The sequence below is a fragment of the Streptosporangium sp. NPDC000509 genome (genome assembly GCF_042898365.1).
Lineage (GTDB): Bacteria > Actinomycetota > Actinomycetes > Streptosporangiales > Streptosporangiaceae > Streptosporangium.
Genome location: NZ_JBIAYX010000008.1, coordinates 82,547 through 107,657 on the forward strand (window position 1 = coordinate 82,547; position 25,111 = coordinate 107,657).

Genomic DNA, 25,111 nt, shown 5'->3' on the forward strand with positions numbered 1-25,111 from the left:
GAGAGGTCACAGACCGGGGAGGCGGCCGTTCCTGAACAGGTCGACGAAGAGACCGTGGTCGGCCCTCGCCCGCGCCCCGTAGGTGTGGGCGAACTCGACGAGGCCACGGGTGAAGCCTTCGGTGTCGCCGTCGATCACGGCCACGATCGCGTCCTCGGTGGAGAAGTCGACCAGGTCGTGACTGGACTCGTCGTCGGCCACCGAGTGCATCCTGGCCACGGCCCGGCCCAGGTCGCGGATGACCGAGGACAGCTCGTCCGGCTCGTTGACGTCGCCCCAGTCCAGGTCGGCGGAGTAGGGGGAGACCTCGGCGACCATCTGGCCGACGCCGTTCAGCGTGGTGTAGCCGAGCCACGGATCGGCGTACGCCTGCAGTGCCCGCTGCGACTCGGCGGTGCGGTGGCCCTGGTGTTTGAAGTAGCCGTGCACCTTCTCGTCGGTGATGTACCGCGCGACGGCCGGCACCTGGGCCTGCTTCATGTAGAGGATGACGTCGTTCTCCAGGGCCTGGGTGTGGCCCTCAAGAAGCATGTTGTACGAGGGCAGCCCGGCCGAGCCGATCCCGACGCCGGTGCGCAGCGCGAAGTCCTTGATCGTGTGTTCGATCTCGGAGACCGCGGGAAGGGTCGTCAGATAGTCGCGGAAGGCCACCTCCACCGCCTCGCGAGTCTCCTGGTCCACCGGGTAGCGGCCGTCCATGACGGCGAACCTGCGGTCGAAGTTCTCGATGGTGGTCTCCAGCTCCAGCAGCGCCACCCGGGTGTTCAGCCGGGCGTGCTGCAGCACGCGGTGCAGCACGCCGGTGGTGGTCTCCAGGGTGAGCGAGCCGATCGCGTCGTCCCCGCCCTCCGAGATGCCGTGCAGCTCGGAGAGGTAGGAGTGGGCGAACCCGGTCACCAGCTCGCCGATGACGTCGTCCGACAGCGCCTTGGCGTACCCGATGAGCGCGACGCTGGCCGCGAACCGCCGCAGGTCCCAGATGTACGGGCCGACGTAGGCCTCGTCGAAGTCGTTGACGTTGAACACCAGGACGCCCGAGGCGTTCATGTAGGTGCCGAAGTTCTCGGCGTGCAGGTCGCCGTGGATCCAGACGCGTCGCGTCTGGTCGTCGAGGAAGGTGTCGTCGGCGAACTCGCCGGTCATGTCCGCGTAGAACAGGCAGGCGCTGCCCCGGTAGAAGGCGAAGGGCGAGGCGGCCATCTTCCGGAACTTGCGCCGGAAGGCGGCGGGGTCGCGCTTCATGGAGTCACCGAACTCGGTGATGAGGACGTCGAGAATGCGCGCCGAGCGCCCATCGGTGGTCATGGTGGGCAGATTAGGTCGCGGGACCGAAATTCCGCCAGGGCCGGAGTATTACGGATCTGGAACGCGCCAAGGAACCGCTCCCGCTCCCATCCGGCGCGCGGGCTCCGGCACGGCTGTCCGAAAGGCGGAGAGGCATCGACAGGCACGCCGGTTGATCATAGATTCGCGGGAAGCCGAGGGGAGCGGACGGGGAGCGGACGCGAAGGCGCGGTCGTGGAGTTGGCGGTAGAGGCGGAGGTCGGCATGGCGGTGCTCGAAGGCAGGACGGCGGTGGTCACCGGGGGGTCCAGGGGCATCGGCCGGGCGATCGTGGAGCGCCTCGCCCGCGACGGGGCGGACGTCGTCTTCGGCTACGCGAACGCCGCCGTGTCCGCGAGCGAGGTGGAGGAGACCGTCAAGGAGGCGGGCGGCAGCGCCCGCGCCGTCCAGGTGGACCTCGCCAGGCGCGGCGCCGCGGAGTGGCTGATGGAGACCGCCGGGCAGGTCCTCGGCGGCCTCGACATCCTGGTGAACAACGCCGCGCTGAGCTTCACCCCGGTCTCCATCGCGGAGACCAGCGAGGAACTGTACGACCGCGCCATGGCGGTCAACGCCAAGGCCGCCTTCCTCACCATCCGGTACGCCGCGAGGCACATGCGCGACGGCGGCCGCATCGTCAACATCTCCACTCTCAACACCGTCCGCCCCGCGGCCGGTATCGCCCCCTACGCGGCGAGCAAGGGCGCGCTCGAACAGCTGACCGCCGTCGCGGCCCGCGAGCTCGGCGGGCGGGGCATCACCGTCAACACGGTCTCCCCGGGCGCGACGGACACCGACCTGCTGCGCGGTACCAACCCGGAGAAGGTCCTCACCGAGATGGCCGCACTCACCCCGCTCTCCCGCCTCGGCACCCCCTCGGACATCGCGGACGTCGTGGCCTTTCTGGTGGGACCCGACGGCCGCTGGCTCACCGGCCAGAACCTCCAGGCCAACGGCGGCCTCGGCTGAGCCGCGCGGTCCACGACGTCGAGGAGAGGTCCGAGCGCGAGCCGTGAGCGGGGTCAGGTGACCGGACCCGTGTGGGTGAACAGGGCGCTGTAGGCGTTCAGCGCCGGCTGGCCGCCCAGGTGGGCGTACAGGACGGTGGAGTCACGGGGGATCTCCCCGCCGGTGACGAGGTCGATCAGGCCAGCCATCGACTTGCCCTCGTAGACCGGGTCGATGATCACGCCCTCCAGCTCACCGGTGAGCCGGATCGCGTCCAGGGTCGACCGGACGGGGATCCCGTACAGGTCGCCCGCCCACCCGTCGAGGATGGTGATCTCGTCCTCTCTCAGGGGACGGCCGACGCCGATGAGCTCGGCGGTGGCCCTCGCGATCCGGGCCACCTGGTCGCGGGTCTCCTCGAGCTTCGCGCTCGCGTCGATCCCGATCACCCGGCGCGGCCGGCCGCCGGCCTCCTCCAGGGCGGCGAACCCGGCGATCATGCCGGCCTGGGTCGAGCCGGTGACCGCGCAGACCACGACGGTGTCGAAGAAGACGCCCAGCTCGCGTTCCTGCTCCGCCACCTCGTACGCCCAGTTCGCGAACCCGAGCCCGCCGAGCCGGTGGTCGGAGGCGCCCGCCGGGATCGGGTACGGCGTGCCGCCGCGCGCCTTCACGTCCTCGATCGCCCGGTTCCACGAGTCCTTGAAGCCGATGCCGAAGCCGGCCGGGTCGAGCCTGACCTCGGCGCCCATGATCCGGCTCAGCATGATGTTGCCGACCCGGTCGTTGACGGAGTCGGGCCAGTCGACCCAGTTCTCCTGCACCAGCACCGCCTTCAACCCCAGCGACGCGGCGACGGCGGCGACCTGGCGGGTGTGGTTGGACTGGTATCCGCCGATCGACACCAGTGTGTCGGCACCCTGGGCGAGCGCGTCGGGGACGATGTACTCGAGCTTGCGGGTCTTGTTGCCGCCGTACGCGAGCCCGGAGTTGCAGTCTTCGCGCTTCGCCCAGATGGACGCCCCGCCGAGATGCCGGGTGAGCCGCGGCAGCGGATGGACGGGACTCGGCCCGAAGGTCAGCCGGTGGCGGGGGAAATCGGACAGGGTCATGCTCACTCCTCGGTGGCGGGCAGTGTGTGCCAGGTGTCGAAGGCGACCGCTGCCGCCCGGTCCGTGTCTCCGGCCGCGCAGAGCCGGATCAGGTTGTCGTGCCGGGCGAGGGAGACGCGTCCGCCCAGTGACGAGAAGCGCAGCCGCTCGGCGCGGCGCAGCACCGGCGTGAACTGGTCGAGGACCGAGGCCAGGGCCCGGTTCGAGGCCACCCGCACGGGGATGCCGTGTAGTTCGTCGTCGGCGCGCAGGGCCGCCTCGACGTCGCCCTGCTCGATCGCCGCGCGGAACCGGTCATTGGCCTCGCGCATCGCATCGAGGTCGGTTTCGGTGAGAGCGCCCACCGCCTCACGGACGGCGAGCTCGTGCATCGCCGCCACCACGTCGCGGGCCTCACGGATGTCGCGGAGGTTCAGCGAGCTCACCGTCGTGGAGCGTCCTGGCTGGGCCACGACCAGCCCGGCCTCCGCGAGCCGCAGCAGCGCCTCGCGGACAGGGGTGCGGCTGACCCCGAGCCAGGTCGCCAGCTCGACGTCGCGTAACTGCTCGCCGGGCGCGAGGCTGCCGTCGACGATGGCGTCGCGCAGACGGTGGTAGACGTCGTCACGCAGGAGGCGCCGGTCGATGGCGGGCAGGTCCCTCGGAATGGGCATGCAATATATTGCACACATTAAACGGGAATCTTCAACCGGGCCGCGGTGGCAACGTGCGTCATCGCGCCGGATGCCTCCCGGCCGGGCATGGCGAGGTGCGCCTCGCGGGGAGGTGGGAGGCGAGCGATCACGTCCCGGCGGGTCCCTGTCCCGTCAGGACGCGTTTCCGTGATGGGAAGCGCGCCCTGGCGGGCGTGGGGGACCCGCCAGGACGCGTTCCGCCCCCGGCGCGGCGACGGAGGACCCCGGCGAGGGATGGGGTCCTCGGTCCGCTAGTCGCGCTCGGAGCCTGTGGCGGCGAAGGCGTGGACCGAAAGGTCCGCCGCCTCCTCCGGGAGGTCGTCGTCGGGTGTGGGCCGCCGGTAGTGCCGTGAGATGAGACGGGCCGCTCCCGCCGGGTCGTCGGCCGGGTGGGACGACTCGATGCCGTCCTCATTCCAGACAAACAACCCGTTTTTGCACCAAACGGTTAGATCGGTCATTACCGAGAGCACGGACATGCCGTTTCCGTTGCTCTGGTAGGTGTGGGTGAATCCCTGACGGTGCAACGCGTAACGCAGCAGACGCGTCGCCTCGCGGGGCTCACGCCAGGGCGCGTGCGGCGTGTTCGTGCGGACCGACAGCACCGGCTTCCACCCCCTCGTAGACCTTTCGGTGGATTTGTACCAACGATTGGATGATGCGGGTCTTGGGAGGTTGGGTCAAGGGGCTGTTCCCCACTAGAACCAGATCGTCTAGTTTTGTTGGCACAAAGGGGACTTAATGGCACGGTCAACGCTGTATCAACAGGTGGCCTCCGACCTGCGGAGGACCATCTACTCCGGTGCGCTCGGACCGGGAGATCAGCTGCCGACCGAGGCGGAACTCATGCTCGTGCACCAGGTGAGCCGCAACACCGTACGGCTCGCCCTCGGCGAGCTCGTGAACGAGGGCCTGGTCACCCGCACCCCCCGCAGGGGCACCGTCGTGAGGGAACGCCGCCCGCTGCTCATGCATCCCCAGCGCGAGCTGCAGCCGCGGCGCGAGGAGACCATGGAGGCCTTCGCCTGGGCCGTCTCCCGCGAGGGGCGCGCGCCGAGTCAGGAGATCGAGGTCTCGATCGTGCAGCCGGCCGAGGAGATCGCCAGCAGGCTGGAGCTCTCCGACGAGGAGCTCGCCGTGGTCCGCCGCAGGCTGCGCTTCGTGGACGGCCAGCCGTACAACACCAACGACTCCTATTTCCCCCTCGCCCTGGTCGCGGACTCCGAGATCACCCGCCCCGGTGACATCAAGCGCGGGGCGAACAAGGTCCTGGAGGAACTCGGCCACCGTCAGGTGCGGGTGGTGGACGACATCTGGGCGCGGATGCCCAACAGCGCCGAGAGCGAACGACTCCAACTCCAGCTCGGCACGCCGGTCGTCGTCTACATCCGGGTCGGCTACGACGAGGACGACACCCCCGTGCGCGTGGCGGTCTCCGTCCTGCCCGCGGACAAGCACCTGATCCGGTACGAGCTGGAAAGCCGTTGACGTCTCCGTGACCGCCCTGACGGGCCGGCCGCCGTTCCGCCCGCGCCGCGGGCGAACACAGGGTCGCGCCCGCCGGGTGGCTAGACGCCGCTCTCCGCGCCCGCCCGCACCTCTCGTTCCGCTGGGCCTCTCCCCGCCTCCTCTCCCCGGCGCGGCCCCGCCGCTCACCCCAGACCCCTAGGCATCCGCCTAGCCCGACATGGCTGCCGTGCGCCATCACATGGTCACGCTCCGTGTCATCTCACGCACCAAACGCAACGAAGGGATGAACCATGCACTCGAACACCGCCAGTTCCACCGCCACGCGCCCGTTCACGCTGCGCAGGGCCACGGACGGTGACCTCGACGGAGTGCTCGCGCTCCTCGCCGAGACCGCCGGATGGCTGAACGGCCGCGGCGTGCGGCAGTGGCCCGCGGACGGCTTCCCCGCCGGGCGCATCACCCCGCTGATCGGCGAGGGGGTCCTGTACCTGCTGGAAAGGCAGGCCGAGGAGGAGAGGCCGGACCTGGACGCCGACGACGGACACGTCCGGGAGGGCGGCCCCGTCGCCACCCTCGCCCTGGACGGCCACGCCGACCCCGAGTTCTGGAGCCGGGACGACGATCCCTCCTCGGCGCTCTATGTCCACAAGCTGGCCGTGGCGCGCGACCACGCCGGTACGGGCCTGGGAGAGGCGCTCCTCGACTGGGCGGGCCTGCGAGCCCTGGCCTTGGGGAAAAGATGGCTCAGGCTTGACTGCTCCAAGGACAACTCAAGGTTGCAGGACTACTATCGGGGACAGCGTTTCGCGCATCTCCGCACGGTCGACCTGCCGCACCGCGCCTCCGGCGCCCTGTTCCAGCGGCCGGGGGGCCTGCGCGCTCGCGCGTCCGGCCTCGCGCTGCCCTTCTCGGACCGGCGCGGAGCGTTCGTCCCCGAGCATGTCTGAACCACGGCGATCCCAGGACAAAACCATCCGATAACCTCCATCCATGACCGGATCCTTACTTGAGGTGATCACGCTCGATGTGCGTGACGCCGTCGCCGCGGAAGCGGGCGGCGCCGATCGCCTGGAGGTCGTCGCCGACATGACCTCCGACGGGGTCACCCCGGCGGTGGAGACGGTCGCGGCGATCTCCAGGAAGTGCGCGCTTCCGCAGATGGTGATGTTGCGCGCAGAGGCGTCGTTCCTGGCCACGCCCGAGTCGTTGAAGGCCCTGAGCCGCGCTGCCAGGGCCCTCGCCGACGCGGGCGCGGCCGGGTTCGTGTTCGGCTTCCTCGACGAGGCGGGAGCGGTCGACCTGGCCGCCACCGAGACGCTCATCCACGCGGTCGCGCCGCTGCCCTGGACCTTCCACCGGGCGGTGGACCACGCGGCCGACATCCAGGCGAGCTGGCGTGCCGTCCGTCTCCTGCCCAACCTCGCCACCGTGCTCACCTCAGGTGCGCCCGGTGGCGTGGCGGACGGGCTGCCGGTGCTCAAGACCCGGTGCGAGGCCGGCGACGGCCCGCTGATCATGGCCGGGGGTGGGTTGCGGCCCTGCCACGTCGGAGCGCTGATGGAGTACGGCGTGCGGGCCTTCCACGTCGGCAGCGCCGTGCGGGCGTCCTGGTCGGACCCTGTCGACGCCCGCCGGGTCCGCGAGTGGCGCACCCTGATCGACTGAGCCCCACAGGGCCTCGTCGGGCCTCGACGAGGCCCTGTGGGGGCGCGATGATCGGCCGCGAGAGACGGTGGGATCCCCGCCGTGCCACCCGGATCGGGCCTCCCCCGGCGGAACCCGTGCCCGGCACCCGTGGCCGAGACCGGACCCTGGAGGTGACCGGGTCAGGCCGGTGGCTTCGCGAGGCCGTCGTCCAGCGCCAGGTCGGCGCGGCGGAGAGCGGCGGCCATGGTCTTGACCGTGGCGGGCTCGTCCATCACCCCCTCACCGGCGTCGCGCCGCTCCTCCCAGGCGCGTACCCGGTGGGCGTACTCCCCGTACCGGGACAGGTGGAAGGCGTAGACCGCCGCGTACCGGCTGACCAGGTGTGACGGGTGCATGTCCCAGCCCTGGTAGAAGCCGTGCTTCAGGGAGTGCCCGACGAGCTCCGCGTGGCGCCGCCACAGGGCCCGCACGTCACTCCCGCCGTCCGAGGCGGGAGAGGCGGCCAGCGAGCCGTCCGACAGCTCCACCCCGGTCCCGGCGAAGACGGTCTGCATGACGTGCCTGGCGTGGTCGCAGGCGGGGTGGTCCAGCCGCTGCTCGTGCGGTGGAAGGGCGCAGCTCGCCGTGTAGTCGAAGACGCCGAAGTGGGCCGCGGCCAGCCTGCCCCGCAGGCTGGTCACCAGGCCCGCGTCGAGGAACAGCACCGTCTGCGGTGCCTCCACCTGGATCTCGAACCTCAGCGCGCCCCGGCCGAGACCCAGTCCGTCCTCCAGCGCGTCGAGGCAGTCGGCGAACTGGTACAGGTAGTCCCTCATCAGCACCTTCGGGAAGGTGACCACGAAACCTTCGGGCAGGTGCCCGGCCCGATCGAGCACGCCGGTGAGGAAACCGTCCAGGGTCCTGACGGCGCGGACCGGGTCGCCGTCGGCGAACGACTTCACCCGCAGCCCCCAGCGGCGGGGGAGCGTCCCGGCCGCGTGCATGGCCGCGATCGCCTTGGCGGCGGAGGAGGCGTGGCCGTCCTCCTCCCCGGGGCGCGTCCCGTAGCCGTCCTCGAAGTCGATCCGCAGGTCCTCGACGGGCTCCCCGGCGAGCTTGGCGGCCACCATCCGGTGCACGGCTCCGGCGACGTCCTCGCCCGAGCCGAAGGGCGCACCGAGGGGGACGCCGAGGGGGGCACCGAGAACAACGCCGGGGGTCGTGCCGAGGATCACGGCGAGGTCGCCCGCCGGCAGGTGCCGCCGGAACAGCTCCAGCGCCGCGTCCCCCCACTCCCGCGTCGTCCCGGCGTCGAACCGGTCGGCGGGGACGTAGACCGTGTGCACGGGCTGCCAGTCGGCCGGTCGGTACGGGTACAGCGCGGACTGCTCACGGTGGGTCTGCTCGAAACCCGAGATCAGGGCGGACGGGTCGGCGAGCGTGACGCGCATGCTGGTGCTCCTCCTGGACGTGCTGGTTCGCGCGGGGGCCGGTTCGGGGCGGGCGTGCCGGTTCGACCGGGGCGCGAGTACGAAAGCGCCCGGTTCACCGGCCATTCCCGGCTTTTGGTCGGTTCGGTCGGTAAGGGCTGCCCGGCCGGTCGCCGGTTCAGCCCGCCTGGCCGGTTCGGCCGGCCTCCAGATCGCCTCCCGGCCGTAGCTCCAGATCACAGGCGGTGAGCATGGCGGCGAGACCGAGGAGCTTCACCCGCTCTCCTCGGTCGAGGGACCTGGCCAGAGCCGCCTCGGCCGCCTCGATGGCGAGCCAGTGCTCGTAGGTGATCGGCGAGACGCCCCGGGAGGCGAGAAGCTCGTCCGGGTCCGCGCGGCGGACAGGATCGAGGTCGGCCAGGTCGGCGAGGAGGGTGCGGACCGTCTCCGCGGCGTCGGACTTGTTGGTGCCGATCACACCGGTGGGACCCCGCTTGAGCCAGCCCGCGACGTATTCGCGGTCGCGGACCCGGCCGGCCTCGTTCGGCACGGTCATGGTGGTCTCCGAGAAGGGGACACCGGGCAGTGGCACGCTCTGGTAGCCGACCGAGCGCAGCACCATGCCGACCGGGAGGGTCTCGAACTCGCCGGTGCCGACCACCCGGCCGTCCTCCAGCCGGGTGCGCTCCAGCCTGAGCGCCTCCACCCGCCCTTCGCCGAGGATCTCCACCGGGCGCATCCAGAACCGCACGTCCAGCCGCCGGGGGAGGCCCTTCGCGGGGCGGGTCGCCCAGCTCCGCAGCACCTCGACGTTCCCCCGGACCTGCCGGGAAGCCGCCGTGACGTCCGCCACGCACTCCTCGGGCCGTACGCGCACGTCCGCGTTGGCCAGCTCGCCCAGCTCCCTGAGCTCCTTCAACGTGAACTTGGCGTGCTCGGGCCCCCGGCGCCCGATCATGTGGACGGTCTTCACCTCGCTGGCGGCGAGCCGGGTCAGCACCTCCTCGGGCACGTCGGTGGCGCGCAACTCCTCCGCGGTCTTGGCCAGGACGCGCACCACGTCGACCGCCACGTTGCCCACGCCGATCACCGCGACCTCGGGGCTGTCGAGGACGAAACGGTCGGCGGGCATGTCGGGGTGACCGCAGTACCAGTTGACGAAGTCGGTGGCGGCCACACTGCCCGGCAGGTCCTCGCCGGGAATGCCCATCCGCCGGTCCACCATCGCGCCGGTGCAGTAGACCACGGCGTCGTAGCAGTCGAGCAGGTCGGCGACGTCGACATCCTTGCCCAGCTCGACGCCCCCGAGGAACCGCACCTCGGGAAGCTCCAGCACGCCGCGCAGGTATCCGGCTATCGACTTGATCGAGGTGTGATCGGGAGCCACTCCGTACCGCACCAGCCCGTACGGCGTCGGCAGCCTTTCCAGCACGTCCACCCTGAGAGGCACGGTGGCCTGTTTCGTCAGAGCCTCCGCGGTGTAGATCCCGGCGGGTCCTGACCCCACGATCGCGACTCGCAGTGACATATCGCCTCCTCGGCGTTGGATGTCATGAACGCGACGCCCTGCTCGATTCTGTATCACCGAGGGGGGCGACTGCCAGACTCACGCGCCGACATGATCGAGCCTTTCTTCGGTGAACGGCGGATGCGGTGATCAAGATGTCATCCGGTGCCGGGTTCCGCCTCCCGTCGTTGGAAGATCCTCCAGGGGAGCGTCGGGGGCGTGTTCCCGTGTTCTCCCGAGTGGACCCCGCCCACCCGACGGTGGACCGGTCCGGGGTGTCCGGAGGCCGGAATACCGCCGGAGAAAGACGCGGGCGGCGTCGCGGAGCTTCGGCGGAGTTCTGTGAAAGATTAATCAAACGCTCAAGGAAAGCCGGGAGCGGGCAGCGTGACCAAGCGCCCACCTGCTTTGCGAATTTGATTTGTTCAAGGTGTTGTCGCAGGTCAGATAGACTGCCGGTGGCCACTAGCAAATGTGATCGGGGGATCAGTGGCTTTGGTGGAACGCAATTACACGCTTGACTTCGCCGCAGGAGACCGCCGGGACCGCGCCATCCTTCGGCACATGCTCCTCTCGCTCTTCGTGGGAATGTTGCTCGGGGGCGTCGGAGCGCTGGCGGCCTACGGGCCCGATCTGCTGTACGCGCTTTACAACCCGTACGCCTACCTTCTCCTCGTCGTCGTCGTGGGGCGGACCGCCACCGGCTTCGGCTGGGCGGTGCTCTCCAGCGTGCTGGCCACGTTCGGGCCGATACTCTCGCTGCTCGTCGCCGCGATCTTCGAGTCGAGTGCCTGGAGCATGAGCCTCGGCGACGACGGCATCTCGATAAACCTCATGATCACGAACCTCGTCGCGATCGGCATCCTCTCCTACCTCGCCAAACGCCGCGACCGCTGGGGGACCACCGCGGCCGGCGGCGCGGCCGGGCTGGCGCTGCTCGACGGGATCGACAAGACGATGCCCGGTGGGCCCGAGTACGTCTCGGGTTTCTGGCCGTGGGGCGTCGCGGCGGTGGTCGCGATCGCGGTGGGGATGCTGGGTTCGCTGGGGCGCGGACGCGACCATGTCTGCTCCGCGCTGATCGCACTCGTCCTCGGTGCCTCGTACTTCGTTTTCCTCACCGGGCTCTGAGGGGCGCAGTGGGGTTCTGTGGGGGTTCGGAAGCCGCCGACCGCAGACAATCGGCTTGCGAGACTCGATAGCCTGTAGGGCATCGAACCTCGCTAGCTAGGAGTAGCCGTGCTGCTGCGCATGTCGTCGCTGTTTCTTCGAACGCTGAGGGACGACCCGGCAGACGCGGAAGTCCCGAGCCACAAGCTGCTCGTCCGCGCCGGTTACGTCCGCCGCGTCGCGCCCGGCGTCTATTCCTGGCTGCCGCTCGGCAAGACGGTCCTGGAGAACGTCACGCGCGTCGTGCGCGAGGAGATGGACCGCATGGGCGGACAGGAGGTGCTCTTCCCCGCCCTGCTGCCCCGCGAATACTACGAGGCGACCGGCCGCTGGACCGAGTACGGCGACACGCTCTTCCGCCTCAAGGACCGCAAGGGGGCCGACTATCTCCTCGGGCCCACCCACGAGGAGATGTTCACCGACATGGTCAAGGGGGAGTATTCCTCCTACAAGGACTATCCGGTGACCCTCTACCAGATCCAGACCAAATACCGCGACGAGGCCCGTCCCCGGGCCGGCATCCTGCGCGGGCGCGAGTTCGTCATGAAGGACTCCTACTCCTTCGACCTCGACGACGACGGCCTCAAGCGCTCCTACGAGCGCCACCGCGAGACCTACATCAAGACCTTCGACCGCCTCGGCATCGCCTACAAGATCTGCTTCGCCACCTCGGGGGCGATGGGCGGGTCGGCCTCCGAGGAGTTCCTCGCTCCCGCGGCCACCGGTGAGGACACCTTCGTCGCCTGCCACAACTGCGGCTACGCGGCCAACGCGGAGGCCGTCGTCACCCCCGCGCCGGCCGCGGTCACCGGTGAGCGGCCCGCGACGCGGGTGCTCGACACCCCCGACACCCCGACCATCGAGTCACTGGTCGGCCACGTCAACGAGCACTACGGCCTCGGCATCACCGCCGCCCAGACGCTCAAGAACATCGTGGTCAAGGTGACGGTTCCCGGCACCGGCAAGACCGAGACCCTGATCATCGGCGTTCCCGGAGACCGCGAGGTCGACTTCAAGCGGCTGGAGGCCTCCCTCGCCCCCGGTGAGCCCGCGATCTTCGAGGCCGAGGACTTCGCCAGGCACCCCGGCCTGGTCCGCGGCTACATCGGCCCCCAGGTCCTCAAGGATCTCGGCATCCGCTACCTCGTCGACCCCCGCGTGGTCGACGGCACCGCCTGGGTGACCGGCGCGAACGAGCCGGGCAAGCACGCCGTGGACGTCGTCGCCGGCCGTGACTTCGCCGCCGACGGCACCATCGAGGCCGCGGAGGTCCGCGCGGGCGACGCCTGCCCGGTCTGCGGCTCCGGCCTGTCCATCGACCGCGGCATCGAGATCGGCCACATCTTCCAGCTCGGCCGCAAGTACGCCGACGCCGCGAAGCTCGACGCCCTCGGCCCCGACGGCAAGCCCATTCGCGTCACCATGGGCTCCTACGGCATCGGCGTCTCCCGGGCCGTGGCGGTGCTGGCCGAGCAGAGGCACGACGAGCTCGGCCTGGTCTGGCCCCGTGAGATCGCCCCCGCCGACGTCCATGTCGTGGGCACCGGCAAGGACGGCCAGATAGAGGCCGCCACCCGCCTCGCCGAAGAGCTGGAGGCCCGCGGGCTGCGCGTCCTGGTGGACGACCGGGCCGGCGTCTCCCCGGGGGTGAAGTTCAAGGACGCCGAGCTGCTCGGCATGCCGACGATCCTGATCGTCGGCCGAGGTCTCACCCAGGGGGTCGCGGAGCTGCGCGACCGCGCCACCGGCGCCAAGGAGGAGATCCCGCTCGCCGAGGCCGTCGACCGCGTCGTGGCGGCCTGCCAGGGGTGAGAACGGCCCATCGGGGATGATTTCCGAACACGCGGCACGGCTTCGCGGCGGGTGATCCCCGAACGCGTGAGAGCGGCCCGCCCCTTCCAAGGGGCGGGCCGCTCTTTTCGAGTGTGTGGCCGCGCGTCAGTAGTGGTGGTGTCGGCGCCGGGAGCTCGGGCCGATCGCCTTACCCACGTGAAACCCGCCGGGCAGGTTGACGGTCACGTATGTGCGGCCGTCGGGAGTTCTGCTGACGTGAAATCCGCGACCGCCGAAACTGTGGCCGATCCCGCGCGGGGACAGGTCGATCCTGAAAGGACCGACTTCGACTGACTTTCTGTATCCCCAGCCCAATGCCTTCTCCCCGGACTCGCGGAAACGCCGTGTCGTCTCGTGAGAACGAGCGGCGTCCGCGAAGGGTTCCGGAGTGATGCCCATCAGCGACGGCTGCTGCTGACGGTCTTGCGCCAGTGGAAGCCACCGGGAAGATTGATGCTCAGCGTGCGGCGCCCGTCGGCCGTTCTGGTGACCCTGAAGGCGCGGTTTCCCCAGCTGTGGCCCACTCCACTCCGCGAAAGGTTAAGACGGAACGGACCGAACTTCATGGATTTCCGGTATCCCCAGCCCATTACTTCCTCCTTAGGCGTATTCGGCGAGATCCAACTACCCGGCAGGCACGGTGCAAACGTGGTCGAAATCGGGTTTGATTCGCGACTCGCGCCCCGGGCGACCCTCATTGGAGATCGATTTCCACGTTGACCAGTCCGTTGTGCCGGAAGGGGTCACCCGTGAAATGCGAAAGGAAAGGTCACTGGGACGTGGCCGGGGTGGGAGTGGGCTCCGGGTTCGGCGGCGCGGTCCTGGGCGGCATGCCGGGAAAGGCGTCGATCTCGGGCCGCAGGCTGTAGGAGCGGGTGACGCACTCCTGCATGACCAGCGCGGCCATCTTGCGCAGCGTGGTGTCGGTGGTCGCGGCCAGCTCCAGATAGGCGCCGGTCACCCCGCGCTCGACCAGCACGGCCAGCTCCACCGCCTGGTCCGGGCCGGAGGGCGTGATCGGAAGCTCGTAGACCGCTTTGGGCTCGGCGGGTGTGCCGCCCGCGGTGGTGATCATCGTGCGGAGCTGGTCGCGGCGGGCGCGATGGGCGTTGTAGGCCGTCGTCATCGCCGCCCGCAGCCTGCCCGTGGTCCTGGCCCCGAGGATCCCGTACGCGTACACGGCGGCGTGCTCGGCCGCCAGCGCCGCGCCGAGCCCTTGATCGGCCCCTGCGGACCCCCGCGCGCCTCTCACAGCGGCCTCGACAGGGCGAGGGCGTGCGCGGCCTCGCAGGCGCCGATGGACGCGAGCAACTGGGCGAGCGGGGGTGAGACCCCCTCGATCTGACGGGTGCGCAGCGCCGCGGCCTTGCGTTCCAGGTCGCGCAGGGCCCGCACCGACGTGCTCCGAGCCGGGCCACCCGACGGGGACGGCGTGGGCGAAGCAGAGGGGGGCGCGGCCGTGGACGCCGGAGCGGGCGGGAGACGGCGGCGGAGCTCGGCGAGATGGGCCTCGTGCCGCTGCCTGAAGGGCTCCAGCCGGGGCGAGGCGGCCGAGGCGTACAGCGCCACGGTCCGCTCCTTGCCCGCGATCAGCTCGCGCAGGAGCAGCGTCTCGGGGTCGGGCGGCGCGGCCACGGGCGGCACCGGCTCACCGGTGGCGCACCCCGCGGCCGTCACGGCTGCCACCCCGAGAGCGCCGCCCCTCAGCAGGGCGCGCCGGGAGACGGAACGCACGACGACCTCCGGTTCTGTGTCGGGCAGCTGACGCACTTAGCATCGTACGGGCTTGGAATAATGGCACTCACCTCGCTTCTCGGGCGGCTCCGCCACACCGAGTGGCGCTGTTTCTACGCCCTGGTGTGGATAGGCTGGTTAATCGCATGGGCGAGGTCCGCCCGGCTGAGATCGTGACAATGGGAGGTCGGCATGGGCAGCGCCACATCCCGCGACCGCCTGATGAAGCTTCTGGAACCTGTCGTCGGAGCCGGAGGGCTCGACTTGGAGGACGTCACGGTCACCCCCGCGGGCAAGCGGCGGCTGCTGCGTGTCGTGGTCGACCGTGACGGCGGCGTGAGCCTCGACGACGTCGCGGAGATCAGCCACGTCGTCTCCGAGACACTGGACGCCGACGAGGCGATGGGAACCACCCCGTACGTGCTGGAGGTCTCCTCTCCAGGAGTCGACCGCCCCCTCACCGAGCCGCGTCACTGGCGCCGCGCGGTGAAGAGGCTGGTCAAGGCCGACCTGCGGGACGGCACCGCCGTGGAGGGCCGGATCGTCGCCACCGACGAGACCGGCGTGGAGCTGGACGTCGACGGCACACCGCGCCGCATCGACTATGAGGACCTGACCCGAGGACGGGTACAGGTGGAATTCCGCCGGCTCGACGACGCCGAAGACGACGGCGAAGACGGCGACGAGGGCTAAGGGGGAAGCCTCGTGGACATCGACATGAGCGTCCTGCGCAGCCTGGAGAGGGAGAAGGACATCTCCTTCGACCTGGTCGTCAAGGCGATCGAGGACGCGCTGCTGATCGCGTATTTCCGGAGTGAGGGCGCGGCGGCCAAGGCGCGCGCCGAGCTCGACCGCAAGTCAGGGCACGTGACCATCTTCGCGGCCGAGCTCGACGACGAGAGCGGGGAGGTGCTCAGGGAGTTCGACGACACCCCGGGCAACTTCAGCCGCATCGCCGCGACCACGGCCAAGCAGGTGATCCTGCAGCAGCTCCGCGACGCCGAGGACGAGATCAACTTCGGTGAGTTCGCCAGCCGTGAGGGCGAACTCGTGGCGGGGGTCATCCAGCAGGGCAAGGACCCGAGGGTCGTCCTGGTCGACCTGGGCAAGATCGAGGCGGTGCTGCCGCACAGCGAGCAGGTCCCGGGCGAGGAATACGTCCACGGCGACCGCATCCGCTGCTACGTGGTGCAGGTCAAGAAGGGCCACAAGGGTCCCTCGGTGACCCTGTCGCGCACCCACCCCGGCCTGGTGAAGAAGCTCTTCGCGCTGGAGGTGCCCGAGATCGCCGACGGCACGGTCGAGATCGCCGCCGTCGCCCGCGAGGCCGGTCACCGCACCAAGCTCGCGGTCCGGTCCCGGCGCCCGGGGGTGAACGCCAAGGGTGCCTGCATCGGCCCGATGGGCTCGCGGGTACGCAACGTGATGACGGAGTTGCACGGCGAGAAGATCGACATCATCGACTGGTCGGAGGATCCCGCGGAGTTCGTGGGGAATGCGTTGTCCCCGGCCCGCGTTTCCCACGTAGAGGTGATCGACTTCGACGGCCGCGCCGCGCGCGTGACCGTGCCTGACTACCAGCTCTCCCTCGCCATCGGCAAGGAGGGGCAGAACGCCCGGCTCGCCGCCCGCCTCACCGGCTGGCGGATCGACATCCGTCCCGACACCCAGCCGGGGGACGCGGCCGGTGCCGCAGATGCGCCCACACGGTAAGCTGGAATATGGTGGCCAGGCTGCCCTACGAAGAACATGTGTGGGGTGCCGGGTTCGCACGGTTTCCTCCGAGCTGCTCCGCCTGGTGGTGGTCGAGGGCGTTATCGTCCCTGACCTGCGAAGACGGCTCCAAGGGCGTGGTGCTTCACTGCATCCCACCTTGAGCTGTCTCGAACTCGCAGAGCGTCGCCGAGCGTTTTCGCGGGCTTTTCGCGTCGCGGAATCGCTCGACCTGTCGCGACTGCGCGGCCACCTGGAAGAGCAACAGGCTGAAAGGATCGGGTGAAATGGTTACCGACTGTCATGTAGGACGCCGAACTGATGGGCTGGTCAGATAGCTATGAGCGCCTGATGAGCATGCGGCGATGAGTACGTCAACGTAACGACGGTCCGGCGGCACCGCCTCCCGGGCCGAGACAAGGGAGTGCAGTGGCGAAGGTCCGGGTATACGAGCTCGCCAAGGAGTTCGGTGTGGAGAGCAAGGTCGTGATGGCCAAGCTCCAGGAGATGGGCGAGTTCGTGCGTTCGGCGTCCTCGACTATCGAAGCACCGGTAGTCCGCAGGCTCACGGAAGCTTTGGGCGGCCCCAGTAAGGGCTCGTCCGACAGGGGCAGAGGCCCCAGGCCGCCTCAGGCGGCCCCTCGGCCGGGTGACGGCCAGCCAAACGGTGCCACCTCGGCGCCGACATCCATCCCCAAGCCGGGTCCGGCCCCCAGGCCGGGTCCTCGTCCGGGGCCCGTGCAGGCCCGTCCCGCGGCCCCCGCGCCGCAGGCGGCCCCGCCGGTGGTTCCTCCGGCTCCGCCGGTCCAGCCCCCGCAGCCGCCGCGTCAGCAGCCGCCGCAGGTGCAGGCACCGCGGTTCGAGGCGCCCCGCACCGAGAGCGGACGCCCGACCCCCGGCCCCAAGCCGGGTCCCAGGCCCGCCCCGCGTCCGGGTCCCGCACAGCGCCCCGAGGCGCGCCCCGAGGGCGGTCGTCCCTCGGGCGGTCCCGGTGGAGCACCCTCGGGCCCCAGGCCCGGTGCCGGTGCCCCCGGCGCCGGTGCGCCCAAGCCCGGCCCGCGTCCGGGCCCGCGCGGTCCGCGCCCCGGTAACAACCCGTTCTCCTCGAACGCGAGCGGCATGGGCCAGGCCCGTCCGCCGCGCGGTGGCGGCCCCGGTGGTCCCGGTGGCCCCGGCCGTGACGGCGGCCCCGGCGACAGAGGCCCGCGTCCCGGCCCCCGCGAGGACCGCGGTCCTCGCCAGGACCGCGACAACGCCGGTCCCCGTCCGCCCGGCGCCCGTTCCGGCCCGCCCGGATCGGGTGGCCCGCGTCCGGGGCCCGGCGCCGGTGGCCCGCGTCCCGGTGGCGGCGCCGGTGGTCCCGGTGGCCCGCGTCCGGGTGGTCCGCGTCCCAGCCCGATGATGATGCCCCAGGGCCGGCCCGCCGGTCCCGGCGGCGGTGGCGCCGGCCGTCCCGGTGGCGGCGCGGGTGCCGGTCGCCCGGGTGGCGGCGCCGGTCGTCCCGGTGGCGGCGGTCGTCCCGGTGGTGGCGGCGGCTTCGCCGGTCGCCCGGGTGGCGGTGGCGGCGCGGGTCGTCCCGGCACCGGAACCGGTGGCCCCGGTGGTGGCGGCGGCGGTTTCGCCGGTCGTCCCGGTGGTGGTGGCCGTGGTCGCGGTGGAGGCACCGCGGGCGCGTTCGGCCGTCCCGGCGGACGCCCGACCCGCGGTCGCAAGTCCAAGCGCCAGCGGCGTCAGGAATTCGACAACATGCAGGCCCCGGCGATCGGCGGCGTGCAGGCTCCTCGCGGCAACGGGCAGACGATCCGCCTGTCGCGCGGCGCCTCCCTGTCGGACTTCGCCGACAAGATCGGCGCGATCCCGGCGTCCCTGGTGCAGATCATGCTGCACCTGGGCGAGATGGTGACCGCCACGCAGTCGGTCAACGAGGAGACGCTCCAGCTTCTGGCCGCCGAGCTCGACTACAACCTGCTTGTGGTCAGCCCGGAGGAGGAGGACCGCGAGCTCCTGGAGACCTTCGACATCGAGTTCGGCGAGGACGAGGGCGACGAGTCCGACCTGGTCGCCCGCCCGCCGGTGGTGACCGTCATGGGTCACGTCGACCACGGTAAGACCAAGCTGCTCGACGCCATCCGCAACACCAACGAGGTGGCGCGGGAGGCGGGTGGCATCACCCAGCACATCGGTGCCTACCAGATCGCCACCACGCACGAGGACGAAGAGCGGAAGATCACCTTCATCGACACCCCGGGTCACGAGGCGTTCACCGCCATGCGTGCCCGAGGCGCCAAGGTGACCGACATCGCCGTCCTGGTCGTCGCGGCCGACGACGGCGTGAAGCCGCAGACCATCGAGGCGCTCAACCACGCCCAGGCGGCCGACGTGCCGATCGTCGTCGCGGTCAACAAGGTCGACAAGGAGGGGGCGGACCCGAGCAAGGTGCGCGCCCAGCTCACCGAGTACGGTCTGGTCGCCGAGGAGTACGGCGGCACCACGATGTTCGTCGACATCTCCGCCAAGAACGGGATCGGCATCGAGCAGCTGCTCGAGGCCATCCTGCTCACCGCGGACGCCGAGCTCGACCTGCGGGCCAACGCCACGATGGACGCCCAGGGCGTCGCCATCGAGGCGCACCTCGACAAGGGCCGCGGCCCGGTCGCGACCGTGCTGGTCCAGCGCGGCACGCTCCGCGTCGGAGACTCGATCGTCTGTGGCGAGGCCTTCGGCCGCGTCCGGGCGATGCTCGACGACAAGGGCGAGGCGATCCCGGAGGCCGACCCGTCCCGTCCGGTGCAGGTCCTCGGTCTGACCGCGACGCCGGGAGCCGGTGACAACTTCATCGTCGTCACCGACGACCGGATGGCGCGCCAGATCGCCCAGCAGCGCGCCGCGCGCAAGCGCATCGCGGACATGGCCAGGTCCGGCCGTCGCCGCACCCTCGAAGAGCTCTTCAGCGAGATGGAGAAGGGCCAGGTCGACGAGCTCAAGCTCATCATCAAGGGTGACGTCTCCGGTTCCGTCGAAGCCCTGGAAGACGCGCTGCTCAAGATCGATGTCGGCGACGAGGTGCGCCTGCGGGTGCTCCACCGCGCCGTCGGTGCGATCACCGAGTACGACGTCAACCTGGCGGTCGCCGACGACAACGCCGTCATCATCGGCTTCAACGTGCGTCCCGAGGTCAGGGCGCGCGATCTGGCCGAGCGCGAGGGCGTCGACATCCGCTACTACTCGGTCATCTACCAGGCGATCGAGGAGATCGAGGCGGCCCTCAAGGGCATGCTCAAGCCGGAGTTCGAAGAGGTCCAGATGGGCACCGCCGAAGTCCGCGAGGTCTTCAAGGTGCCGAAGATCGGCAACATCGCCGGTGCGCTGGTCCGTTCGGGCACGATCGTCCGCAACAGCAAGGCCCGGATCATCCGCGGCGGGGTCGTCATCTCCGACAACCTCACCGTCTCCTCGCTGCGCCGTTTCAAGGACGACGCGACCGAGGTCCGCGAAGGGTTCGAGTGCGGTATCGGTGTCGGCTACAACGACATCAAGATCGATGACGTCATCGAGACCTTCGAGATGCGGGAGAAGCCGCGAACCTGATGCCTCGGCAGGCAGGGAAACCGTTCCATCGGCCGCGCACCCTCGGGTGCGCGGCCGGTGGGCGGGACCCGAGCCCGTGGCACGGTGTCGATCGTGGCGAGTGACCCACCATGTATGTAGGTGCACTGACATTGGACATCCTGCTCGGCGACGTCCACTCGCTGAAGCAGAAGCGCTCGGTGGTGCGTCCCATCGTCGCGGAGGTGCGGCGACGGTTCCCGAATGTGGCCGTCGCGGAGACCGGTCATCTTGACCTGCATCGCCGTACCGAGATCGGGATCGCGGTCGTCTCCGCCACCGCCGCCAACTGCGGTGAGGTGCTCGACGACTGCGAGCGCCTGATCGCCTTCCACCCGGAGATCGAGCTGCTGTCCGCCAGACATCGGCTCTACAACGAGGACGAAGACTAGATACGGAGACGGCCGGTCGCGGAAGAACCCCTACCGCCACCGGCCATCCCCGTGAGAAGGGGGGAGCTATGGACGCCGCACGCGCGCGCAAGATCGCCGATCGGATCCAGCAGATCGTGGCGGAGATGCTGGAGCGCCGCATCAAGGACCCCAGGCTGGGGTTCGTGACCGTGACGGACACCCGCATCACCAACGACCTGGGCGAGGCCACGGTGTTCTACACCGTGTTCGGCTCCGAGGCCGAGCGGGCCGACTCCGCCATGGCACTGGAGAGCGCCAAGGGGCTCATCCGCTCGGAGGTGGGCCGCCAGACGGGGCTGCGCCACACGCCGACGCTGACGTTCACCCACGACCCGCTCCCTGACAGCGCCCGTCATCTGGAGGATCTGCTCGCCGAGGCGAAGGCCAGGGACGTGGAGATCGCCAAGCGGGCCGAAGGGGCGTCGCACGCCGGGGACGCCGACCCCTACCGCAAGCCCGAGGACAGGGAAGACGGCGACGAATCCGGGGACGAGGAAGACGAATCCCCGGAACGCGCGGGACGCTCCGCGACGTGACGCCCGCCTCGCGTGACGACGGCTCGGCCGGTCCGGTGTCCGGCCAGGACTGGGCACGGGCCGTCGAGCTCATCTCCGCCGCGGACGAGATCGCGCTCGCCTGTCACGTCTCACCCGACGGTGACGCGCTCGGCTCGATGCTCGCCGTCGGGCTCGCACTGCGCGCGGCGGGCAAGCGGGTCACCGCCTCCTTCGGCGACCGGCGCTTCAGTGTGCCCAGGCTGCTGCGTTTCCTGCCGGGGCAGGAGCTGCTGGCCGACCCCGCGCACTATCCCGCCGCGCCCGAGGTGATGGTCACCTTCGACGTCCCCACCGTCGGGCGTCTCGGCGTGCTGACCGGCAACACGGTCAAGGCGAACGAGCTGGTCGTGCTGGACCACCACCCGTCCAACACCGGGTTCGGCACCCTCAACCTGGTCGATCCCGACGCCGCGGCCACCGCCGTGCTCGCCGAGGAGCTGATCCACCGGCTCGGCCTGCCGATCGACAAGGACATCGCGACCTGCCTGTACGTCGGGCTCGTCACCGACACCGGCTCCTTCAGGCACTCCTCCACCACCCCGGAGGCGCACGCGATGGCCGCCCGGCTGCTCGACACCGGGCTCGATCCCGAGAAGATCTCCCGCGAGCTGTGGGATCGCTCTCCGTTCGGCTACCTGAAGGTGCTCGGCGTCGTGCTCGGCAGGGTGCGCCTGGAGCCCGAGGTGGGCGGTGGCCTGGTCTGGACGTTCGTCACCCGAGCCGACCGCGCCGCGTACGGGCTGCCGTACGACGAGGTCGAGGGGATGATCGACGTGATCCGGCGCACCGACGAGGCGGACGTCGCCACGATTCTCAAGGAGGACGACGACGGCGTCTGGCAGGTCTCCATGCGCTCCAAGGGCGGGGTGGACGTCTCGCGCGTCAGCGTCGCGCTGGGAGGCGGCGGGCACGCCAAGGCGGCGGGTTTCACCTCCCACCAGCCCGTCGAGGAGACGATCGCGAGTCTCCGGGCACTGCTGTAAGCCCTTCACCGCACGCCTGTGAGGACCACAATGAGTACGGCCCGCGCCAAGCGCACCCCGCCGCCGAGCGGACTGATCATCGTTGACAAGCCCGCCGAGTGGACCTCGCACGACGTGGTGGCCAAGCTCCGCGGCATCGCGGGCACCCGCAAGGTCGGTCACGCGGGCACCCTCGACCCGATGGCCACCGGCGTGCTGGTGGTCGGTGTCGAGAAGGCCACCCGCCTGCTCGGCCACCTCGCGCTCACCGAGAAGGGCTACGACGCCACGATCCGCCTCGGTCAGACCACCAACACCGACGACGCCGAGGGCGAGATCACCGCGTCGGTGCCGGCGGGGCAGGTCACCGAGGAGGACATCAGGAAGGGCGTCGCCACGTTGACCGGCCCGATCATGCAGATCCCGCCGCAGGTCAGCGCGATCAAGGTGAACGGCGAGCGAGCCTACAAACGGGCGAGGGCGGGGGAGGAGGTCGAGCTCAAGGCTCGCCAGGTGACCGTGTCGAGCTTCGAGATCACCGCCGTGCGCCGGCACGGTGAGTTCGGCGACCTCGTCGACGTCGACGCCTCGGTGTCCTGTTCCAGTGGCACCTACATCCGCGCGCTCGCCCGTGATCTCGGCGCCGACCTGGGCGTCGGCGGTCATCTGACCGCCCTGCGCCGTACCCGGGTGGGTCCCTACGACCTGTCGGTGGCCCACACCCTGGAGCACCTCGCCGCCGAGTGCGTGATCCTGCCGATGGCCGACGCGGTCGCGGCGGCCTTTCCCCGCCGGGACGTGACCGCCGAAGAGGCGGCCACCGTCGCGCACGGCGGGCGGCTGCCCGCGCTGGGCGCGGGGAGCGGGCCGATCGGGGTGTTCGCCCCCGACGGCACCCTGGTGGCGCTGATGGAGGAGCGTGGCCAGGTCGCCAGGTCCCTGGCCGTCTTCGTCCCCTGACGGGCCGTCCGTCGTCGTCTCGGGTGTTGTCCCGGACCTTTCGCGGCGAGGGGCGCGCCACGGGCAAGGGGCTCCCCGATTGGGGGGAAGGGCTCAGAGCATGGCAGGCTTTAGGGGTTCATCCGCTACGAGGGAAGAGGCTGCGGTGCGAGGCTGGCACGGATTGGACGACGTGCCCGAAGACTGGGGCAGGTCCGTCGTCACGATCGGCGTCTTCGACGGCGTTCACCGCGGGCACCAGCAGATGGTGGCCCGTGCCGTCGGGATGGCCGCTCGTCTCGGGGTTCCCTCGGTGGTGGTGACCTTCGACCCGCATCCCGAGGAGGTCGTGCGGCCGGGTACGCACCCTCCGAGGCTGACGACGGCGAGGCACCGCACCGAGCTCCTCGCGGGCCTGGGCGTCGACGCGGTGTGCGTCCTGCCGTTCACGCTGGAGTTCTCCCGGATGAGCCCGGACGAGTTCGTGCAGACCGTCCTCGTCGACCGGCTGCACGCCGCCGGGGTCGTGGTGGGGGAGAACTTCCGTTTCGGCCACAAGGCCTCCGGCGACGTGGAGACGCTGCGCACCCTGGGGGAGAAGTACGACTTCGTGGCCGAGGCGGTCCCGCTGGTCAGCGACGGGGAGACGATCTCCTCCACCCTGATCCGCGAGCAGATCGCCTCCGGCGACATGGAGGCGGTCCGGCAGACGCTCGGCCGTCCGCACCGGGTCGAGGGCGTGGTCGTCCGCGGTTACCAGCGCGGCCGGCAGCTCGGTTTCCCGACGGCGAACCTGGAGTCGCCGGAGTTCACCGCCATCCCCGCGGACGGCGTCTACGCCGGTTGGCTGCAGGGTGTCGAGACCGGCAACCTGCCCGCGGTGTACGGCGGCGAGCGCTGGCCCGCAGCGATCTCCGTAGGCACCAACCCGACCTTCGAGGGGGTGCCCCGCACCGTCGAGGCGTACGCCCTCGACCGCGACGACCTCGATCTTTACGGCGCGCACGTGGCCGTCGACTTCGGGCCCAGGCTGCGCGGCAACACCAGGTTCGACTCGATCGAGGCTCTCGTCGCGCAGATCCACGCCGACGTGGACGAGGTCCGGCGCTTGACGAGCTGACCACCTCCGGGAGGGGGCCCGCGGGGGTCCCGGCCGGTCCTCATGCCACGCCGACCCCGGAATTCCGGTTCCGTGCCCGATCCCCTGCCCGGTTCCGTGCGCGATTCCGTGCCCGATCCTGTGCTCGATCTCATGTCCGGTCCCACCCGGCCCCCGTGTCACACGGCCCTCGCGTCACGTGGACCTCGGAGGCCGAAATGCCGGTCCTGTAGGGGTTTCGGGTGAGACTCGCCGGGCTCTCACAGGATGTGCGGGGGTCGCGAAGCCGGTGGTAGCCTGGCATGTCAGCTCTGTAACCGGTGTCGTATGATCCCGGTGCTGATCTCGCCACGGCGACTGTAGGCACGCACGGTCGTTCGGGGAGCCGGAATTGCGCGTGCCCGCAGAGGTCCAAGGAGAAAAGTGTCTCTCGACACCGCAGCAAAGAAGAAGATCATCGGTGACTACGCCAAGGGTGAGACCGACACCGGTTCCCCCGAGGTGCAGATCGCGCTGCTGAGCAAGCGCATCAGCGAGCTCACCGAGCACCTGAAGGTGCACAAGCACGACCACCACAGCCGCCGTGGCCTGCTGCTGCTCGTCGGCCGCCGCCGCCGGCTGCTGAAGTACCTGCAGAGCAAGGACATCGCGCGCTACCGCTCGCTCATCGAGCGGCTCGGCCTGCGCCGATAGTGTTGTGAGGGAGTGGCGTCCGCGCCGCTCCCTCATCTCATGGGGGACGATGTCGGCGCGTCGCGCCACGAAGACGTCGCCCCGGTGAGCAAACTGAATAGCCGAGACAGTGCCCCGCGTCCGCAAGCAAGCGCGCCCCACGGCGTCGGAGGGCCGGTCCTCGGTAGTGGCCCCCGGTCATCATGGCACAAAGCCATACGGAACCGGGCGCTTCGATCGAAGACCGGCGCTGCACCTACGGGGAGCCGGCAAAACACGACGAACCAGGCGCGACACGTGCGTCTGGCCGGACGCGGGCGACC

The 25,111-nt window shown here is 70.4% G+C and carries 26 protein-coding genes; 16 read left to right on the plus strand and 10 right to left on the minus strand.

All coding sequences use genetic code 11. The features are described from left to right. Window positions 1-6 precede the first annotated feature (6 nt). On the minus strand, window positions 7-1,305 hold the full coding sequence (locus tag ACFY3D_RS16315; protein ID WP_389980172.1) for a DUF2252 domain-containing protein: 1,299 nt from the start codon (window positions 1,303-1,305) through the stop codon (window positions 7-9). Window positions 1,306-1,518: 213 nt separating this feature from the next. Here ACFY3D_RS16315 and ACFY3D_RS16320 point away from each other — a divergent pair, with 213 nt between their 5' ends. After that, a complete protein-coding gene (locus tag ACFY3D_RS16320) occupies window positions 1,519-2,292 on the plus strand; it encodes an SDR family oxidoreductase (protein WP_389980174.1) in 774 nt (257 codons plus the stop codon). Between the two features lie 53 nt (window positions 2,293-2,345). Here ACFY3D_RS16320 and ACFY3D_RS16325 read toward each other — a convergent pair whose 3' ends face one another. The 3 genes from ACFY3D_RS16325 to ACFY3D_RS16335 all read right to left on the minus strand — a co-directional run bounded on the left by ACFY3D_RS16325 (window position 2,346) and on the right by ACFY3D_RS16335 (window position 4,662). Further along, window positions 2,346-3,383: a 1-aminocyclopropane-1-carboxylate deaminase gene (locus ACFY3D_RS16325; RefSeq protein ID WP_389980176.1), complete on the minus strand. Its 1,038-nt coding sequence runs from the start codon at window positions 3,381-3,383 to the stop codon at window positions 2,346-2,348. A gap of 2 nt (window positions 3,384-3,385) precedes the next feature. Continuing rightward, a complete protein-coding gene (locus ACFY3D_RS16330) occupies window positions 3,386-4,036 on the minus strand; it encodes a GntR family transcriptional regulator (protein WP_389980178.1) in 651 nt (216 codons plus the stop codon). A 272-nt stretch (window positions 4,037-4,308) separates the two neighbouring features. Beyond that, the gene (locus ACFY3D_RS16335; RefSeq protein WP_362898612.1) at window positions 4,309-4,662 is read right to left on the minus strand and encodes a hypothetical protein; all 354 of its coding nucleotides are present in this window, start codon (window positions 4,660-4,662) and stop codon (window positions 4,309-4,311) included. A gap of 136 nt (window positions 4,663-4,798) precedes the next feature. Between ACFY3D_RS16335 and ACFY3D_RS16340 the strand changes: the two genes are divergently transcribed. From ACFY3D_RS16340 to ACFY3D_RS16350, 3 genes are all read left to right on the plus strand, one after another. Further along, window positions 4,799-5,545 carry a GntR family transcriptional regulator gene (locus ACFY3D_RS16340; protein ID WP_362501119.1) on the plus strand — a complete coding sequence of 249 codons (747 nt, stop codon included), beginning with the start codon at window positions 4,799-4,801 and terminating at the stop codon, window positions 5,543-5,545. 272 nt (window positions 5,546-5,817) lie between these two features. Next, a complete protein-coding gene (locus ACFY3D_RS16345) occupies window positions 5,818-6,474 on the plus strand; it encodes a GNAT family N-acetyltransferase (RefSeq protein WP_389980180.1) in 657 nt (218 codons plus the stop codon). 43 nt (window positions 6,475-6,517) lie between these two features. Further along, window positions 6,518-7,192, plus strand: a complete 675-nt coding sequence (locus ACFY3D_RS16350) for a copper homeostasis protein CutC (protein WP_350944725.1) — start codon at window positions 6,518-6,520, stop codon at window positions 7,190-7,192. A gap of 161 nt (window positions 7,193-7,353) precedes the next feature. On the opposite strand, the gene ACFY3D_RS16355 is transcribed toward ACFY3D_RS16350, so the two are convergent. Then, window positions 7,354-8,604, minus strand: coding sequence for a DUF6986 family protein (locus tag ACFY3D_RS16355; protein ID WP_389980182.1), 1,251 nt, complete (start codon window positions 8,602-8,604; stop codon window positions 7,354-7,356). A 157-nt stretch (window positions 8,605-8,761) separates the two neighbouring features. Next, a complete protein-coding gene (locus tag ACFY3D_RS16360) occupies window positions 8,762-10,111 on the minus strand; it encodes an FAD-dependent oxidoreductase (protein ID WP_389980184.1) in 1,350 nt (449 codons plus the stop codon). Window positions 10,112-10,654: 543 nt separating this feature from the next. On the opposite strand from ACFY3D_RS16360, the gene ACFY3D_RS16365 reads away from it, so the two are divergent. Both ACFY3D_RS16365 and ACFY3D_RS16370 read left to right on the plus strand, forming a co-directional pair. Beyond that, window positions 10,655-11,221, plus strand: coding sequence for a hypothetical protein (locus tag ACFY3D_RS16365; protein ID WP_389980185.1), 567 nt, complete (start codon window positions 10,655-10,657; stop codon window positions 11,219-11,221). A gap of 108 nt (window positions 11,222-11,329) precedes the next feature. After that, a complete protein-coding gene (locus ACFY3D_RS16370; RefSeq protein WP_389980187.1) occupies window positions 11,330-13,072 on the plus strand; it encodes a proline--tRNA ligase in 1,743 nt (580 codons plus the stop codon). A 126-nt stretch (window positions 13,073-13,198) separates the two neighbouring features. Here ACFY3D_RS16370 and ACFY3D_RS16375 read toward each other — a convergent pair whose 3' ends face one another. The 4 genes from ACFY3D_RS16375 to ACFY3D_RS16390 all read right to left on the minus strand — a co-directional run bounded on the left by ACFY3D_RS16375 (window position 13,199) and on the right by ACFY3D_RS16390 (window position 14,863). Continuing rightward, on the minus strand, window positions 13,199-13,492 hold the full coding sequence (locus tag ACFY3D_RS16375; protein WP_389980189.1) for a DUF4236 domain-containing protein: 294 nt from the start codon (window positions 13,490-13,492) through the stop codon (window positions 13,199-13,201). Then, entirely contained in the window at window positions 13,492-13,791 is a 300-nt protein-coding gene (locus tag ACFY3D_RS16380; protein WP_389980191.1) for a DUF4236 domain-containing protein, read from the minus strand. Before ACFY3D_RS16380 ends, ACFY3D_RS16375 begins: the two co-directional genes overlap by 1 nt. A 71-nt stretch (window positions 13,792-13,862) precedes the next feature. Next, window positions 13,863-14,345 carry a ferritin-like domain-containing protein gene (locus ACFY3D_RS16385; RefSeq protein ID WP_362898597.1) on the minus strand — a complete coding sequence of 161 codons (483 nt, stop codon included), beginning with the start codon at window positions 14,343-14,345 and terminating at the stop codon, window positions 13,863-13,865. Beyond that, window positions 14,342-14,863, minus strand: coding sequence for a hypothetical protein (locus ACFY3D_RS16390; RefSeq protein WP_389980193.1), 522 nt, complete (start codon window positions 14,861-14,863; stop codon window positions 14,342-14,344). Before ACFY3D_RS16390 ends, ACFY3D_RS16385 begins: the two co-directional genes overlap by 4 nt. A gap of 156 nt (window positions 14,864-15,019) precedes the next feature. Between ACFY3D_RS16390 and rimP the strand changes: the two genes are divergently transcribed. The 10 genes from rimP to rpsO all read left to right on the plus strand — a co-directional run bounded on the left by rimP (window position 15,020) and on the right by rpsO (window position 24,809). Continuing rightward, a complete protein-coding gene (gene rimP, locus ACFY3D_RS16395; protein WP_389980195.1) occupies window positions 15,020-15,520 on the plus strand; it encodes a ribosome maturation factor RimP in 501 nt (166 codons plus the stop codon). A 12-nt stretch (window positions 15,521-15,532) separates the two neighbouring features. Next, window positions 15,533-16,540, plus strand: coding sequence for a transcription termination factor NusA (gene nusA, locus ACFY3D_RS16400; RefSeq protein ID WP_350944715.1), 1,008 nt, complete (start codon window positions 15,533-15,535; stop codon window positions 16,538-16,540). Beyond that, entirely contained in the window at window positions 16,524-16,826 is a 303-nt protein-coding gene (locus tag ACFY3D_RS16405; protein ID WP_389980472.1) for a YlxR family protein, read from the plus strand. Before nusA ends, ACFY3D_RS16405 begins: the two co-directional genes overlap by 17 nt. Window positions 16,827-16,969: 143 nt before the next feature. Continuing rightward, on the plus strand, window positions 16,970-20,128 hold the full coding sequence (gene infB, locus ACFY3D_RS16410) for a translation initiation factor IF-2 (RefSeq protein ID WP_350944713.1): 3,159 nt from the start codon (window positions 16,970-16,972) through the stop codon (window positions 20,126-20,128). Window positions 20,129-20,238: 110 nt separating this feature from the next. Continuing rightward, on the plus strand, window positions 20,239-20,538 hold the full coding sequence (locus tag ACFY3D_RS16415) for a DUF503 domain-containing protein (RefSeq protein WP_350944711.1): 300 nt from the start codon (window positions 20,239-20,241) through the stop codon (window positions 20,536-20,538). A 68-nt stretch (window positions 20,539-20,606) separates the two neighbouring features. Then, on the plus strand, window positions 20,607-21,095 hold the full coding sequence (gene rbfA, locus ACFY3D_RS16420) for a 30S ribosome-binding factor RbfA (protein WP_389980197.1): 489 nt from the start codon (window positions 20,607-20,609) through the stop codon (window positions 21,093-21,095). Further along, the gene (locus ACFY3D_RS16425) at window positions 21,092-22,099 is read left to right on the plus strand and encodes a bifunctional oligoribonuclease/PAP phosphatase NrnA (protein ID WP_389980199.1); all 1,008 of its coding nucleotides are present in this window, start codon (window positions 21,092-21,094) and stop codon (window positions 22,097-22,099) included. Before rbfA ends, ACFY3D_RS16425 begins: the two co-directional genes overlap by 4 nt. 30 nt (window positions 22,100-22,129) lie before the next feature. Next, window positions 22,130-23,038 carry a tRNA pseudouridine(55) synthase TruB gene (gene truB, locus ACFY3D_RS16430; protein WP_389980201.1) on the plus strand — a complete coding sequence of 303 codons (909 nt, stop codon included), beginning with the start codon at window positions 22,130-22,132 and terminating at the stop codon, window positions 23,036-23,038. Window positions 23,039-23,183: 145 nt separating this feature from the next. Further along, window positions 23,184-24,137 carry a bifunctional riboflavin kinase/FAD synthetase gene (locus ACFY3D_RS16435; RefSeq protein WP_389980203.1) on the plus strand — a complete coding sequence of 318 codons (954 nt, stop codon included), beginning with the start codon at window positions 23,184-23,186 and terminating at the stop codon, window positions 24,135-24,137. Between the two features lie 402 nt (window positions 24,138-24,539). After that, on the plus strand, window positions 24,540-24,809 hold the full coding sequence (gene rpsO / locus ACFY3D_RS16440) for a 30S ribosomal protein S15 (RefSeq protein WP_350944705.1): 270 nt from the start codon (window positions 24,540-24,542) through the stop codon (window positions 24,807-24,809). Window positions 24,810-25,111 lie beyond the last annotated feature (302 nt).